Here is a 13,139-nt window from a genome sequence, read left to right as displayed (position 1 = left end):
CCGCCACCGCCTCTGAACTCCCCCCTTACGAAAGGCCCTTCGCACACCATGAAGACCATCACCCACTGGATCGACGGCAAGCCCGTCGAGGGCGCGTCCGGCCGCTTCGGCGCCGTCTACAACCCGGCCACCGGCGCCCAGGAGAAGCAGGTCGCCTTCGCGACCGTCGCCGAGGTGGACGCCGCCGTCGCCTCCGCCAAGGCCGCGTTCGAGAGCTGGGGCCAGTCCTCCCTGGCCAAGCGCACGCAGATCCTGTTCAAGTACCGCGAGCTGCTGGACGCCCACCGCGACGAGATCGCCGAGCTGATCACGGCCGAGCACGGCAAGGTGCACTCCGACGCGCTCGGTGAGGTGGCGCGCGGTATGGAGATCGTGGAGCTGGCCTGCGGGATCAGCGTGCAGCTGAAGGGCGAGCTGTCGACGCAGGTGTCCACCCGGGTGGACGTCGCCTCGATCCGCCAGCCGCTCGGCGTGGTCGCGGGCATCACGCCGTTCAACTTCCCGGCGATGGTGCCGATGTGGATGTTCCCGCTGGCCATCGCGTGCGGCAACACCTTCGTGCTGAAGCCGAGCGAGAAGGACCCGTCGGCGTCGTACCGCCTCGCCGAGCTGGCCGCCGAGGCCGGGCTGCCAGAGGGTGTGCTGAACATCGTCCAGGGCGACAAGGTGGCCGTGGACCGGCTCCTTGAGCACCCGGACATCGAGGCGGTCTCCTTCGTGGGCTCCACCCCGATCGCGAAGTACATCCAGCTCAAGGCGGTCGAGCACGGCAAGCGCGTCCAGGCGCTCGGCGGCGCCAAGAACCACATGCTGGTCCTGCCCGACGCCGACCTGGACTTCGCCGCCGACCAGGCGATCAACGCCGCGTACGGCTCGGCGGGCGAGCGCTGCATGGCCGTGTCGGTCGTGGTCGCGGTCGGCGACACCGGCGACGAGCTGGTCGCCAAGATCGCCGAGCGTGCGAAGAACCTGAAGATCGGCCCCGGCAACGACCCGGCGTCCGAGATGGGTCCGCTGATCACGCGCGAGCACCGCGACAAGGTGGCGTCCTACGTGTCGTCGGCCGCCGAGCAGGGCGCCGAGGTCGTCGTCGACGGCACCGGCTACGCGGTCGAGGGCCACGAGGACGGCTTCTTCATCGGCGTCTCGCTGCTGGACAAGGTGCCGCTGACAGCGGACGCGTACCGGGACGAGATCTTCGGCCCGGTGCTGGCCGTGGTCCGCGCGGAGACGTACGAAGAGGCCATCAAGCTGATCAACGACTCCCGTTGGGGCAACGGCACCGCGATCTTCACCCGGGACGGCGGCGCCGCCCGCCGCTTCCAGCTGGAGGTCAAGGCGGGCATGGTCGGCGTGAACGTGCCGATCCCGGTGCCGGTCGGCTACCACTCCTTCGGTGGCTGGAAGGACTCGCTCTTCGGCGACCTGCACATCTACGGCAACGACGGCGTCGCCTTCTACACCCAGGGCAAGGTGATCACCACGCGCTGGCCGGACCCGGCCGACTCGGGCATCAACCTCGGTTTCCCGAGCAACTCCTGACACGCCCGCAGGGCAACCACCACCCGCGGCGGGACTGCCACCCGTAGCGGGACCATCAAAGGGAGGGACCCATGGCGAAGGCCCGCGGCTCCGCACGTGCCGTGTCCGCGCCCGCGCTGGACTCGCTGGACTTCGCCCTGGACCGGGGCAGTCCCGTGCCGCTGTACTACCAGCTCGCCCAGCAGCTGGAGTCGGCGATCGAGCACGGGGTCCTCGCCCCGGGCAACCTCCTGGGCAACGAGGTCGACCTGTCGGTGCGGCTGGGCCTGTCCCGGCCCACCGTCCGGCAGGCCATCCAGTCCCTCGTCGACAAGGGGCTGCTGGTCCGGCGGCGTGGGGTGGGCACCCAGGTGGTGCACAGCCAGGTGAAGCGCGGGCTGGAGCTCAGCAGCCTCTACGACGACCTGGAGGCGGCGGGTCAGGGCCCGACCACGCACGTCGTCCGCAACGAGCACGTCCCCGCGGCCGCCGACGTCGCGGCCGCGCTCGGCATCGCGGAGGGCGCGGAGGTCACGGTCCTGGAGCGGCTGCGCTGCACCCACGGCCAGCCCGTGGCGATCCTCTGCAACTACCTGCCCGCGAGCCTGCTCGACCTCGGCACCGCCCGGCTGGAGTCGACCGGCCTGTACCGGATGATGCGCGCCGCCGGCATCACCCTGCACAGCGCCCGCCAGACCATCGGCGCCCGCTGCGCCACCGCCGAGGAGGCCGAACGCCTGGACGAGAAGAAGGGCGCCGCGCTGCTGACGATGCAGCGCACGGCGTACGACGACACGGGGCGGCCGGTGGAGTACGGGACGCACATCTACCGGGCGTCGCGGTACGCGTTCGACTTCCAGCTGCTGGTCAGACCTTGAGCGTCGCGGTGAACGGGGTGACGGGCCGCTCCAGGCGCTTGCCGTCCACGACGAGGTCGACGGCCTCGTTGTAGAAGGCGAGGAGCCCCTTGACGGCGCCCACCGCGGGCAGTGGCTCCGGATAGCTCCAGAGAATGTTCCGCGGCACCTTGCCCTCACCGCGCCACGTCCAGTAGCGGGCGGTGCCCTTGTACGGGCACCCGGTGTGGTGGTCGGTGGGCTCGAACAGGTCGAGGCGGACGTCCTCGCGGGGGACGTAGTACCGGGTCGGCAGACCCGTCTCGAACAGCAGCACCGGCCGGTGGGTGTCGGCGACGACCGTGCCCGCGATCTCGACCTGGACATGACGGCTGCTGACCAGCGCGTCCACCCGTTTGTGCGGGTCGCGCGGGTGGATGAAGACCTCTTCCTCCTCCTCGTACCAGCGGTCGAGTCCGCTGTCCCAGTGCCGGAACCACTCGAAGGCGATGTGTCCGGCCAGGTCGTCGGAGGGGAACGTCCAGGCCGCGTTCTCCACGGTCTCCCCGTCGACCTCGAGGTCGTAGAAGATCTGTGATCCGTTGTGCGCACCCGTCGGCGGGTTCTTGGCCGGGTGGAGGAGATCCGTGCGGACCTCCTCCCGCGGGAACGCGTACAGCGGTACGGGCACGCCGGGCTCCCAGACCAGCACGGGATGCCGGCTGTCGACGACGGTGACGCCGCCCTTACGGCCCCGTACCCAGCGCTCGCTGGGCTCCCACAGGAGGCCTTCGGGGGTCGTACGGACGGACCGCTCGGTGGGGAACAGAGGCATGGCCCACTCTCCTTCGGCTCCTTCGGGGAGCCTACTGCGAAGGCCGGCGACCGGCGCGGTCAGTGGACGGACGCGGTCAGTGGACGGAGTCGAGCCGGGCCCGCTGCTCCGGGGTGAGCTCCAGGTCGACGGCGGCCAGGCTCTCCTCCAGCTGTGCGACGGACGACGCCCCGACCAGCGGGATGATCGGCAGCGCGCCGCCCATCTGCCAGGCCAGGACGACCTGGTTGACGGTGCCACCGGTCTCCTGGGCGACCTCGCGCAGCACTTTCAGCCGGGCCGGGGTGCCCGGGTGATCGAAGTCCGAGGGCAGCCGGTCCGGGTGGGTGTAGGCGCCCTTGAGCAGCGGCGAGTAGGCGACCAGGGTCAGGCCGGGCTCGGCCCGCAGATAGCTCAGCAGGTCGGGGCCGGCGTGGCCGAGGCTGCCGTCGGGGAACAGGGGTGCGTCGGGTACGTCGAAGCGGGGCCGCAGGTGGCTGTGGGCGTACTGGAGCACCTCGTAGCCGGGGAGGCCGGCCGCGGCGGCGAGGGCGCGGGCCCGCTCGACGCGCCAGCTCGCGTGGTTGCTGACGCCGAGGAGGCCGACGGTGCCCTCGGCGACCAGGTCGGCGAACCCTTCGACGGTCTCCTGGAGGGGGACCCTGTGGTCCTCGATGTGGGCATAGAGCAGGTCCAGCTTCGCCACGCCGAGCCGGTCGCGGCTGCGCTCGGCGGACTCGCGGATCACCTTCGCCGACAGGCCTTCCGCGTTGTCGACATAGCTGGTGCCGGGGGCCAGCGGGCGGGCGCCGAGCTTGGTCGCGAAGACGATCTCGTCACCGACGCCGCGGCTGCGCCGCCAGCGGCCGAGCAGTTCCTCGCTCTGACCGCCCTGACCGCCGTCTATCCAGAAGGCGTAGTTGTCGGACGTGTCGATGAAGTTCCCGCCTGCCTCGACATAGCGGTCGAGGACGGCGAAGGAGGTCGCCTCGTCGGTGCGCGAGCCGAACAGCATCGCGCCGAGCGCGAGGGCGCTGACCTCGCGGCGGTTCTTCGGGTCGGTGCCGATGGTGCGGTACTTCATGGATGAGTCCCTCCCGTTCGCGCGCCCGCTCTCGGGGCACGAACGGGAGTCTTCACCTTGAAGCGCACTTCAGGGCAAGGGCGTTGGAGCGTTCACCTGGTTCAGTTGTGGGTCACTTCGCGAACGGCCCTTCCAGCGCGGCCCATTGCAGCAGCATGATGGTCTTCGCGTCGGCGATCTCCCCGGTGCGGATCATCTCCAGGGCCCTGCGGAAGGGCAGTTCGAGGATCTCGATGTCCTCGCCCTCCTCGTCCAGGCCGCCGCCCTCGTGCGTCCGGGTCGAGGGCCCGTAGGCCGCGGCGTAGAAGCTGACGCGCTCGGTCACGGACCCCGGGCTCATGTAGACGTCGAAGACATGCTGGACGTCGCCGATGGTGTGCCCGGTCTCCTCCACCACCTCGCGCCGTACGGCGATCTCGGGGTGCTCGTCATCGTCGTCGAGCAGCCCGCCCGGCGTCTCGACGAGCATGCCGTCGGGGTGGCCGTTGACGTACACCGGGAAGCGGAACTGGCGGGTGAGCAGGACGGTTTCGCGGTCGGCGTCGTACAGCAGCATGGTGGCCCCGTTGCCGCGGTCGTGCGTCTCGCGCTGCTGGGTACTCCAGGTGCCGTCGGCGTGCTGGAAGTCGAAGGTGGTGGCGCGCTCGACGTACCAGTGGCTGGAGAGCAGTTTCACGTCCCGCACCTTGACGCGGGGATTGCCGGTCAGGTTCCGGCCGGCCTGGTCGAGCCCGGTGCGGCCGCGGCGGTCGGGGGTGTCGATGCCGGCGGTCATCGGGGGCCGGCCGGGTTGATGAGCGAGTTGGTCATGGGCCGCTTCTACCATTTCGCGGCGGGGTGCGTCGCGCGGCCGGGTGACGGGTGCGGGCATCCGTCCACGCCGAGCGGTCGAAGCGGGCGGACGGCCGGGGCGTCGGGTGCCGCTCGACGCCCTGCTGGGCGGTGCCGTCGCCTCCGCCTGGGGCTCAGCACCCCGCCACCACCCTCGGGCACAGGTCGGGACGCGGCGTCATGCCGGGCGTGCCGCCCTGCGCCCGTCCGTGTGCAGCGTCTCCTCGAGGAAGGCGAGCACGCGCAGGTGATAGGCGCGGGCCGTCCGGCCGAGGCTGATGTTGTGGCCGGCGTCCGGCAGCCGTTCCACACGGGCGCAGGGCGCGGCGCTCAGCAGTGCGGCGAGGTCCGCGAGGTCGTCGTCGGTCTGCCGCCACCAGGCCTCGTGCTCGGCGAAGGTCAGCCGCACCGGCACCTTGATCCGCGGCAGCAGCGCGTCGCACATCCGCGGCCAGTCCCGCGCGTCCTTCGCTTCCAGGCGCGGCAGCGCACCCGCCAGGGCACCGGCCGCCTCGAAGGTGCCGGGCGGGTACAGCGACAGCGGGCCCCAGTTGAGACGCACCTGGCTCATGCCCGGTCGCTGGTGGACGGTGTCCGGGTCGACGGCGAAACGGTGGCCGCAGCCGGAGACGTCCACGGCGAGCAGGTCGGCGACGGCGTCCTCGGCGGCGAGCCGCAGGGCGAGTTTGCCGCCGAAGGAGTGGCCGAGCAGCAGGACTCCGGCCCCCGTCGGGTGTCGCTCCGCGAAGGCCGCCAGCGCGGAACTCACCGTCACCACCTGGTCGGTGAGGGTCTGCCCGTCCGGGAGCCGGGTGGCCGAGAGACCGTAGCCCGGGCGGTCCAGGGCGAGCACCGTGAAGCCGAGCCGTGCGCCCAGGGTGAGCAGGGACAGGTCCGGGTGGACGCGGCTGTCGAAGTAGCCGGCCCGCATGCCGCCTCCGTGCAGCGCGGCCACGACGGCACGCGGCGCCCCGTGCGCGGGCTCGGCGAACAGACCGGACAGGGTGACGCCGGCGCCGTCCAGGGCGATGCTCCGGACGCCGGGAGACATCGCTCCGGTCCTGCTGCGGACGTCGGCCGACGGGGCCTCGCGCACGGTGTGTCCCTTCTCCTCACCCGACGTGCCGGGGTTCCCTCCAGCGTCCGGGGCCGCGGGGCGGCGCGCAACACAGCAAGGGCGCGCACCACGACAGAGGGGACTACACGAAAAAAATATATGGGGTCTGTCGCGTCATCAGAGCCCCCTAGACGAGCGGCAGCCGCGTTGTTGATTCCTTGATCTACAGGGCGCGTAGTGTGGTGGGGTATTCACCCGTTGCTGTTCGGCCTGCTTGGACGTTCGTTTCCAACTGGGTGCCGCTCGTTACTCGGGTGCCGTCGGCATCGACGGCTTCGCAATCGCAGTTGTAGTTGGACTTCTCGAAATCAGGCGTGGCTAGCGGCCACCCTGTCATAAAGGGAACCCGGATCCGCGTCGCCCATGTCCGCACCTAGCCGGTGGCGCAGGCTACTTCGACCAGGCCCACTTCGGCCACGAGTTCCGGGCGTTCACCGGGCTCACGCCGACCCGGTACGTCGAAGTCCGGCGGCGGTTCCTGCGCGAATCCCGGCCACGGCTGGACAGCTGGCCGCTGCCTGCCGAATTGATTTCTTACAAGAGCGACAGCTCACGACCCGCTAATTTGGGGGCACCCCAAACCAGAGGAGAGCCCCGTGGGCAAGGTGGTCATGTACAGCTCGGTGTCGGTGGACGGCTTCGTCGCGGACGAGAATGACCAGCCCGGACCGCTGTTCGACTGGTTGTCCAGCGGTGACGTCCCGTTGGACGAGAGCGGCGAGGTGAAGGTGTCGCAGACGTCCTACGACTACACCCGGCCGTACTGGGACCAGATCGGGGTGACAATCTGCGGCCGCCACGTCTTCGACCTGACGGACGGCTGGGACGGGAAGCCTCCGGGCGGGATCGACCACGTGGTCGTCGTGACGCACCGGCCGGCGCCCGAGGGCTGGGACCCCGAGGCGCCGTTTCACTTCGTCGACGGCGTCGAGGCAGCCGTGGCCAAGGCGCAGGAGCTTGCGGGTGACCGCTTGGTCGAGGTCGCCGCTGGCGACGTCGGTGGCCAGGTGCTTGCCGCGGGCCTGGTCGACGAGGTGCGCATGGACGTCGTACCCGTAGTGTTCGGGTCCGGCAAGCGCTACTTCGGGTCGGTCCACGCGCAGCACCTGTTGGAGGATCCTGACGTGGTGATTCAGGGGAACCGGGTGCTTCACCTGCGCTATCGGGTGCGCCGTTGACCGATCTGAGCGGGTACGCGAAGAAGTCCACTGCGGACGGTGACCCGACGCCGATCCGCCCCAGCACCACACCTGCGGCAAGTTCAACGCAAGAGAGCACGTACGAATATCGCGGGAGGCTCGCGCCAGGGCAGCCCAGAACGCGCCACCGGCTTTTTGGCCAATGCTCCTCACCCTCCTTGAGCGTCCCGCTGAGGTCTGCGGTAGCACGATGGAACGAGGACGTTGACCTCGAAGGCTCGTCAACGGCAAGCGGGTCTTGCCGCTGACCCGCAGAGCCATCAGTACTTTGGTTGGCCGCCCGTGACCATTCCGAACGGCCAACCCGATACCGCAACAGCTTTCAAAGCATGCCTTAGAAGGCGCTGTTGTTGCAGCCCATGGTCGAGCCGACGTGCTTGCTCTGCCCACCGGCGTTGCCCTCGCCGTTGAGCGCGTTGCCCAGCAGCCCGTTGAGGATGCCGACCTGGCCGAGGATGTCGAGGTTCAAGTCGTGCGACTTACAGCTGGAGCTCTGCAGGACGCTGACCTTGTCCCCACCCTTCTTGTGGCCGTGATCGCCGTTGTCGTGGGCGGTCGCGGTGCCGACGCTCAGGAGTCCGACGCTGCCGAGGGCAACGACCATGACGGCAGCCTTGCGAAGCATGTGCATATGTCATCTCCGATGGAGTGAGGTGGGTGCGATCCGTGAGAGATCGACTTCGTATGGCCACCGGAGATTAATACGAAAAGATCCAATATGTTCTAGTGGCACGCCGGGATTGGTGGTCAAGTTCGCCTCTCCGGCGCAGGCATGTCTTCCTGTCCTGCATGACGCCTTTTGTTTCTAGCTGTAGTGGTTCACCAGCTGGGCGAACGAGGTCATACGTGGTCGACAGTGGGGGGTCGTTCCCGATTGCATGGTGTTCGTGCCATCGTTGCGCTCGATGCGTTCGATGAGCACATGTCCGCACAGGGCTTCAGCGCTCTGTCCCTGGACGGAAGTTCTCTCCGCTCAGGACACCGCATCAGCATTGCCTGCACAGCGCAGCATGAGTCAATCGAGTGACAGCGGCGAAGTATCACCGCCGCTCTGACGTCTGTGAGAAATTGTGAGACGAGAGCCCCGGAAATGATCAAGGGCCTCGTCTCACCTAAGTGATCCAAGGCCCTGACCTGCGACTACGTAATCCTGCAGTAGTCGGGACGACAGGATTTGAACCTGCGACCCCTTGACCCCCAGTCAAGTGCGCTACCAAGCTGCGCCACGTCCCGGTGCGTCTCGCGCGGTGAACCGCGTGATCGCGCGAAGAGCACTTTACCGCACGTCGTGGGCCGCTTCGAAGAGGGCCCGGGGAGGGCGGGACAATCGACGTATGGGCACTGCATCCTCATCTTCAGGACGGCCGGCCGCCGCGCGGGACCGGGACGACGAGGGGCGGGCGCGCAACGCCCGGCCGCGGGACGGGCTCGGGCGGCCCCTGCCGTACGGCGCGGAGGGTGTGGAGCGGCAGCCCGAGGGGGTCGTACGCACACCCGAGCAGAGCGTGACGGAAGCGCAGGAGCTGCTCGACGCGGGGAAGCCCTTCCACGCGCACGAGGTGTTCGAGGACGCCTGGAAGTCGGGGCCCGAGGAGGAGCGGACCCTGTGGCGGGGGCTCGCCCAGCTCGCAGTGGGACTCACCCACGCGGCACGGAGCAATGTGACGGGCGGGGCGCGGCTGCTGCGGCGTGGGGCCGGGGCGGTCGAGGAGTGGGCGTCGGCGTCGGGACGCGCGCGGCCGTACGGGATGGACCTGGCCGGGATCGCCGGGTGGGCGCGAGCGCTGGCGGCGGAGGTGGAGCGGGACACCGGGGTCGTGGACGCGGCGGCACGGGCGCCGCGGCTGCGGACGTGAGGCCGGCAGCGGCGGGGATGTCCCGGCGCCACCGCCTCCGCCGCACCACAGGGCTCGCCGCTGCCCGCCCACGCCCGACCACCACCCACGGCCTCCGCCGCACCACGACGCTCCCCGCCGCCCGCCCCCGCCCGACCACCACCCACGGAGTCCTCCCGCCCAGGGAGCCCGCCAAGGGCGCGCGGCGCGGGACATCATCGAGGCGGCCCGCCCTCGACAAGGTGGCCATGCGCACTCGGACGTGCCCGACCCGGGACGCGGTCGCCTCACTGTCAGTGCCGTACGGCAGACTCAAGGCGTGCGAAAGATTCATGTCATCGGTATCGGCGCGGGCGACCCCGAGCAGCTGACGCTGCAGGCCGTCAGGGCGCTGCGGAGTACGGACGTGTTCTTCATCCTCGACAAGGGCGAGGTGAAGTCGGACCTCACGCAGCTGCGCCGGGACATGCTGGACGCGCACATACCGGAGGGGACGTATCGGGTCGTGGAGGCCCGGGATCCCGAGCGGGACCGGGCGGCCGGGGGTGCCGCCTACTCCCCCGCCGTCGGGGACTGGCGCAGTGCCCGTGCCGGGATCTACGAGCGGCTGATCGCCGAGGAGCTGGGCGAGGACGAGACGGGCGCGTTCCTGGTGTGGGGTGATCCCGCGCTGTACGACAGCACCCTCGGGATCCTGGAAGAGGTCCTGGACAAGGGCTCGGTGGACTTCGAGTACGACGTCGTGCCTGGCATCAGCAGTGTCTCCGCGCTGGTCGCCCGGCATCGGACGGGGCTCAACCGGGTGGCCCGGCCCGTGCAGATCACCACCGGCCGGCGGCTGGCCGAGGGCTTCCCGGAGGGCGTGGACGACGTGGTCGTGATGCTCGACGCCCACCAGGCCTTCCGGCAGTACGCCGACCAGGACATCGACATCTACTGGGGCGCGTACCTGGGCACCCCGGACGAGATCCTCGCCTCGGGCCCGATCTCCGAGGCCGCGCCGCGCATCGAGCGGCTGCGGGCGGAGGCCCGGGAGCGCAAGGGCTGGATCATGGACACGTATCTGCTGCGCCGGAATCCGAAGGAGGGATAGAGGGACCAGCAGGCGGGCAGTCCGGCAACCCCCGGGTGCGGTGCTCAGGTCGGCCGGCCCGGCGCGGAACTCACGGGGTGCCGCGGGGCGGTGTGTCCGCCCGGTTCTGTATGTGCAGGCCGAGACCGAGACCGGGCATGGCGTGGTGTGGGCAGTGCCGCACGCCATCAACCGCATCGGCGCGCCTCGGTCGTCACGGGGCCAGGAGGCCGAGCCGTGCCAGCACCCCCGCCACGTCCGGCACCGTGTCCACGCCCTCCGGGAGCGGGGGGCGTCGTACGACCACGACCGGGAGCGTGAGTCGGCGGGCGGCCGTGAGTTTGGGCGAGGTTGCCGCTCCGCCGCTGTCCTTGGTCACCAGGACGTCGATGCGGTGCTCGCGCAGGAGTGCCGTCTCGTCGGCCACCGTGAACGGGCCGCGGGCCAGGAGCACTTCGATGTGCGGGGGCATCGGGGGCTCGGGCGGTTCGACGGAGCGTGCGACGAAGTGCAGGTCCGTCAGCTGGGCGAAGGCCGCCAGGCCCAGGCGGCCGGTGGTCAGCAGGACGCGGTGGCCGAGGCTCGGCAGCAGGGCCGCGGCATCGTCGAGCGAGGCGACCTCGTGCCAACGGTCCTCGGGGCCCGGTCGCCATCCCGGGCGGCGCAGGACCACCGCCGGTACCCCGGTCGCCTGCGCGGCGCGGGCCGTGTTCGCCGTGATCGACTGCGCGAAGGGGTGGGTGGCGTCGACGACGGTGTCGACGTGCTCGGCGCACAGCCAGTCCGCCAGGCCCTCCGCTCCGCCGAAGCCGCCGACACGCAGGTCCCCCTCGACCGCGCCCGGCCGCGACACACGCCCCGCGAGGGAGGTCGTCACACGGACGTCGGGGTGCGCCGTGAGTGCGGCGGCGAGTTCGCGGGCCTCGGTGGTGCCGCCGAGGATCAGGATGTGGCGGGGGGACATGGGGCGAGCGTACGAGGTGCGTCGCGGGCAGCGGGGTGGTGGGTCGGCGGGGCGGCATGGCAGGGAGCGGAGCGATGGGTCCGCAAACCCGCACAGCAGCGAGCAGAGCGATAGGTCCGCAGACCCCCACGGCAGCGAGCACAGCGACGGTCCGCGGGCGCCCGGATGGCGGCGCCCGGGTTGCGGGTGCCGGTGGCCGAAGCGAGCCTGGCGATGCCCGGAACGCGCGTCCTGTTGCCGCCCCGGCCCGGCCCTGCGACCACTATGAACACAACGATTCAGACTGTGGCTCCCCGCCCCGTCCCTCCCTAGCATCGCGGCGCACGGCTCGACGACGCGCCGACGAGAACGAGGAGCAGCGTCTTGGACTGGACGAGAACGCACGCACTGATCCGCAGGTCCGTCCCCCCGACCCAGCAGCGGCGTACGGCGCTGGCCGCAGCGCTGGCCGGGGTCCTCACCGTCGGCATCCTCGTCGGCGCCTCCAACGCCCGGGGGAGACGGTGGGACCGGCGCGCGCCGAGTGCCCCGCCGATCTGGCGGGTGAGGCCGACTGCTACACCGGCCGCGACTCCCACGGTGCCTACTACGCGATGGCCGTGCCCGCCGACTGGAACGGCTCCCTCGTCGTGCACGCCCACGGCGGCCCGGATCTCGGCGCCGACTCCGACCCGGCCCGCAGCCTCGACGACCTGGGCCGCTGGACGGTCATGGTGAAGGAGGGCTACGCCTGGGCGGGTTCGTCGTATCGCCGGGGCGGCTACGGGACGCGGATGGCCGCCGCCGACACCGAGAGCGTGCGCCGGGTGTTCGTCGAGGAGTTCGGCACGCCACGGCGGACGTATGTGCACGGCCAGTCGTGGGGCGGGAACGTCGCCGCGAAGGTCGTGGAGACCTACGGCAGGCAGCAGGGGACGTACGACGGGGCGCTGCTCACCAACGGTGTCCTCGCCGGTGGCTCGCGCGGCTACGACTACCGCGTCGACCTGCGCGTCGTCTACCAGTACTACTGCCGCAACCACCCCCGCCCGACCGAGCCGCAGTACCCGCTGTGGCAGGGGCTGCGCGCCGACTCGACCATGACGACCGACGGGCTGCGCGCCCGGCTGCAGGAGTGCACCGGGTACGCGTCGGCGCCCAAGGAGCGGACCGCACTGCAGCAGCGCAATCTCGACGACATCCTGGCGGTCACGAAGATCCCGGAGCGCACGCTGGAGTCGCATCTGCGGTGGGCGACCTTCACCTTCCGGGACATCGTGCACGACCGTCTCGGGGGCCGGAACCCGTTCGGCAATCAGGGCGTCCGGTACTCCGGGTCGCATGACGACGAGGCGCTCAACGCCGGCGTCGAGCGGTTCGCCCCGGACCCGACGGCCGTACGCGATCTGTCCTACGACAGCGATCTCACGGGCAAGGTCTCGGTCCCGGTGCTCACGCTGCGTGCGATCGACGACCCGACGGCGTTCGTGGAGCACGAGGCGGCGTACCGGGACACGCTGCGCGGGGCCGGCCGGGACGAGTACTTGTTGCAGACGTTCACGCGGGAGCGCGAGCACAGTGCGATGAGCGACGCCGAGTACGCCGCGTCCATGGCGGCGCTGGACTGGTGGGTGCGGACGGCTGAGCGGCCCACGGTCCGGTCGATCGCGGCCTCGTGCGCGGCGTTCGACCGTACGTACGACACCGGTTGCTTCTACGACGCCGCGTACGAGCCGCCGTCGTACGCCTCGCGGGTCGAGGCGCGGCCGGGCGGGCTGCGGTGGCCCGCCATGACGGCGGCTCAGGAGCGGGCCTGGAGCAGGATCGAGGGTGTCGGGATCGCTCCCTGAGCGGCGCCGCGCCGTTCGGTGACTGCCGGGCCGATCG

12 protein-coding genes, 1 tRNA gene and 1 pseudogene are annotated in these 13,139 nt (G+C 70.7%); 7 read left to right on the top strand and 7 right to left on the bottom strand.

Translation table 11 applies throughout. The features are described from left to right. Window positions 1-48 precede the first annotated feature (48 nt). Complete coding sequence (locus ACQEV2_RS36780) at window positions 49-1,542, top strand: CoA-acylating methylmalonate-semialdehyde dehydrogenase (RefSeq protein WP_433051735.1); 1,494 nt, start codon at window positions 49-51, stop codon at window positions 1,540-1,542. Window positions 1,543-1,613: 71 nt separating this feature from the next. Next, window positions 1,614-2,399 (top strand): GntR family transcriptional regulator, encoded by a 786-nt coding sequence (locus ACQEV2_RS36775; protein WP_433051732.1) that lies wholly within the window; start codon window positions 1,614-1,616, stop codon window positions 2,397-2,399. Here the strand turns inward: ACQEV2_RS36775 and ACQEV2_RS36770 are convergent. The 4 genes from ACQEV2_RS36770 to ACQEV2_RS36755 form a co-directional block, all read right to left on the bottom strand. After that, window positions 2,389-3,192, bottom strand: a complete 804-nt coding sequence (locus tag ACQEV2_RS36770) for a DUF427 domain-containing protein (RefSeq protein ID WP_433051729.1) — start codon at window positions 3,190-3,192, stop codon at window positions 2,389-2,391. The two genes, ACQEV2_RS36775 and ACQEV2_RS36770, sit on opposite strands and share 11 nt — an antisense overlap. Before the next feature lie 76 nt (window positions 3,193-3,268). Next, entirely contained in the window at window positions 3,269-4,255 is a 987-nt protein-coding gene (locus tag ACQEV2_RS36765; RefSeq protein ID WP_433051726.1) for an aldo/keto reductase, read from the bottom strand. Between the two features lie 112 nt (window positions 4,256-4,367). Continuing rightward, on the bottom strand, window positions 4,368-5,030 hold the full coding sequence (locus tag ACQEV2_RS36760) for an NUDIX domain-containing protein (RefSeq protein WP_433051723.1): 663 nt from the start codon (window positions 5,028-5,030) through the stop codon (window positions 4,368-4,370). Window positions 5,031-5,264: 234 nt separating this feature from the next. Continuing rightward, window positions 5,265-6,182 (bottom strand): alpha/beta hydrolase, encoded by a 918-nt coding sequence (locus ACQEV2_RS36755; protein WP_433051720.1) that lies wholly within the window; start codon window positions 6,180-6,182, stop codon window positions 5,265-5,267. Window positions 6,183-6,496: 314 nt separating this feature from the next. Here ACQEV2_RS36755 and ACQEV2_RS36750 point away from each other — a divergent pair, with 314 nt between their 5' ends. Then, on the top strand, window positions 6,497-6,580 hold the full coding sequence (locus tag ACQEV2_RS36750; protein WP_433055067.1) for a DUF433 domain-containing protein: 84 nt from the start codon (window positions 6,497-6,499) through the stop codon (window positions 6,578-6,580). Window positions 6,581-6,799: 219 nt separating this feature from the next. Beyond that, complete coding sequence (locus tag ACQEV2_RS36745; protein WP_433051717.1) at window positions 6,800-7,381, top strand: dihydrofolate reductase family protein; 582 nt, start codon at window positions 6,800-6,802, stop codon at window positions 7,379-7,381. A 355-nt stretch (window positions 7,382-7,736) separates the two neighbouring features. On the opposite strand, the gene ACQEV2_RS36740 is transcribed toward ACQEV2_RS36745, so the two are convergent. Together ACQEV2_RS36740 and ACQEV2_RS36735 are read right to left on the bottom strand one after the other, a co-directional pair. Further along, window positions 7,737-8,033, bottom strand: a complete 297-nt coding sequence (locus ACQEV2_RS36740; protein ID WP_433051714.1) for a hypothetical protein — start codon at window positions 8,031-8,033, stop codon at window positions 7,737-7,739. Between the two features lie 528 nt (window positions 8,034-8,561). After that, window positions 8,562-8,635: transfer RNA gene (locus tag ACQEV2_RS36735), tRNA-Pro, on the bottom strand. A 101-nt stretch (window positions 8,636-8,736) separates the two neighbouring features. On the opposite strand from ACQEV2_RS36735, the gene ACQEV2_RS36730 reads away from it, so the two are divergent. Further along, a complete protein-coding gene (locus ACQEV2_RS36730; RefSeq protein WP_433051711.1) occupies window positions 8,737-9,258 on the top strand; it encodes a DUF309 domain-containing protein in 522 nt (173 codons plus the stop codon). Between the two features lie 298 nt (window positions 9,259-9,556). Then, on the top strand, window positions 9,557-10,330 hold the full coding sequence (gene cobF / locus ACQEV2_RS36725; RefSeq protein ID WP_433051708.1) for a precorrin-6A synthase (deacetylating): 774 nt from the start codon (window positions 9,557-9,559) through the stop codon (window positions 10,328-10,330). A gap of 193 nt (window positions 10,331-10,523) precedes the next feature. Here cobF and ACQEV2_RS36720 read toward each other — a convergent pair whose 3' ends face one another. Continuing rightward, the gene (locus tag ACQEV2_RS36720; RefSeq protein WP_433051705.1) at window positions 10,524-11,273 is read right to left on the bottom strand and encodes a cobalt-precorrin-6A reductase; all 750 of its coding nucleotides are present in this window, start codon (window positions 11,271-11,273) and stop codon (window positions 10,524-10,526) included. A gap of 468 nt (window positions 11,274-11,741) precedes the next feature. Between ACQEV2_RS36720 and ACQEV2_RS36715 the strand changes: the two are divergent. Further along, a pseudogene (locus ACQEV2_RS36715) lies at window positions 11,742-13,102 on the top strand (hypothetical protein). Window positions 13,103-13,139: the final 37 nt, after the last annotated feature.

It is taken from the genome of Streptomyces sp. CA-251387, from assembly GCF_050936625.1.
GTDB lineage: Bacteria > Actinomycetota > Actinomycetes > Streptomycetales > Streptomycetaceae > Streptomyces.
Note: the sequence above shows the minus strand (reverse complement) of the source record. Positions and strands in the feature narration are given on the sequence as shown.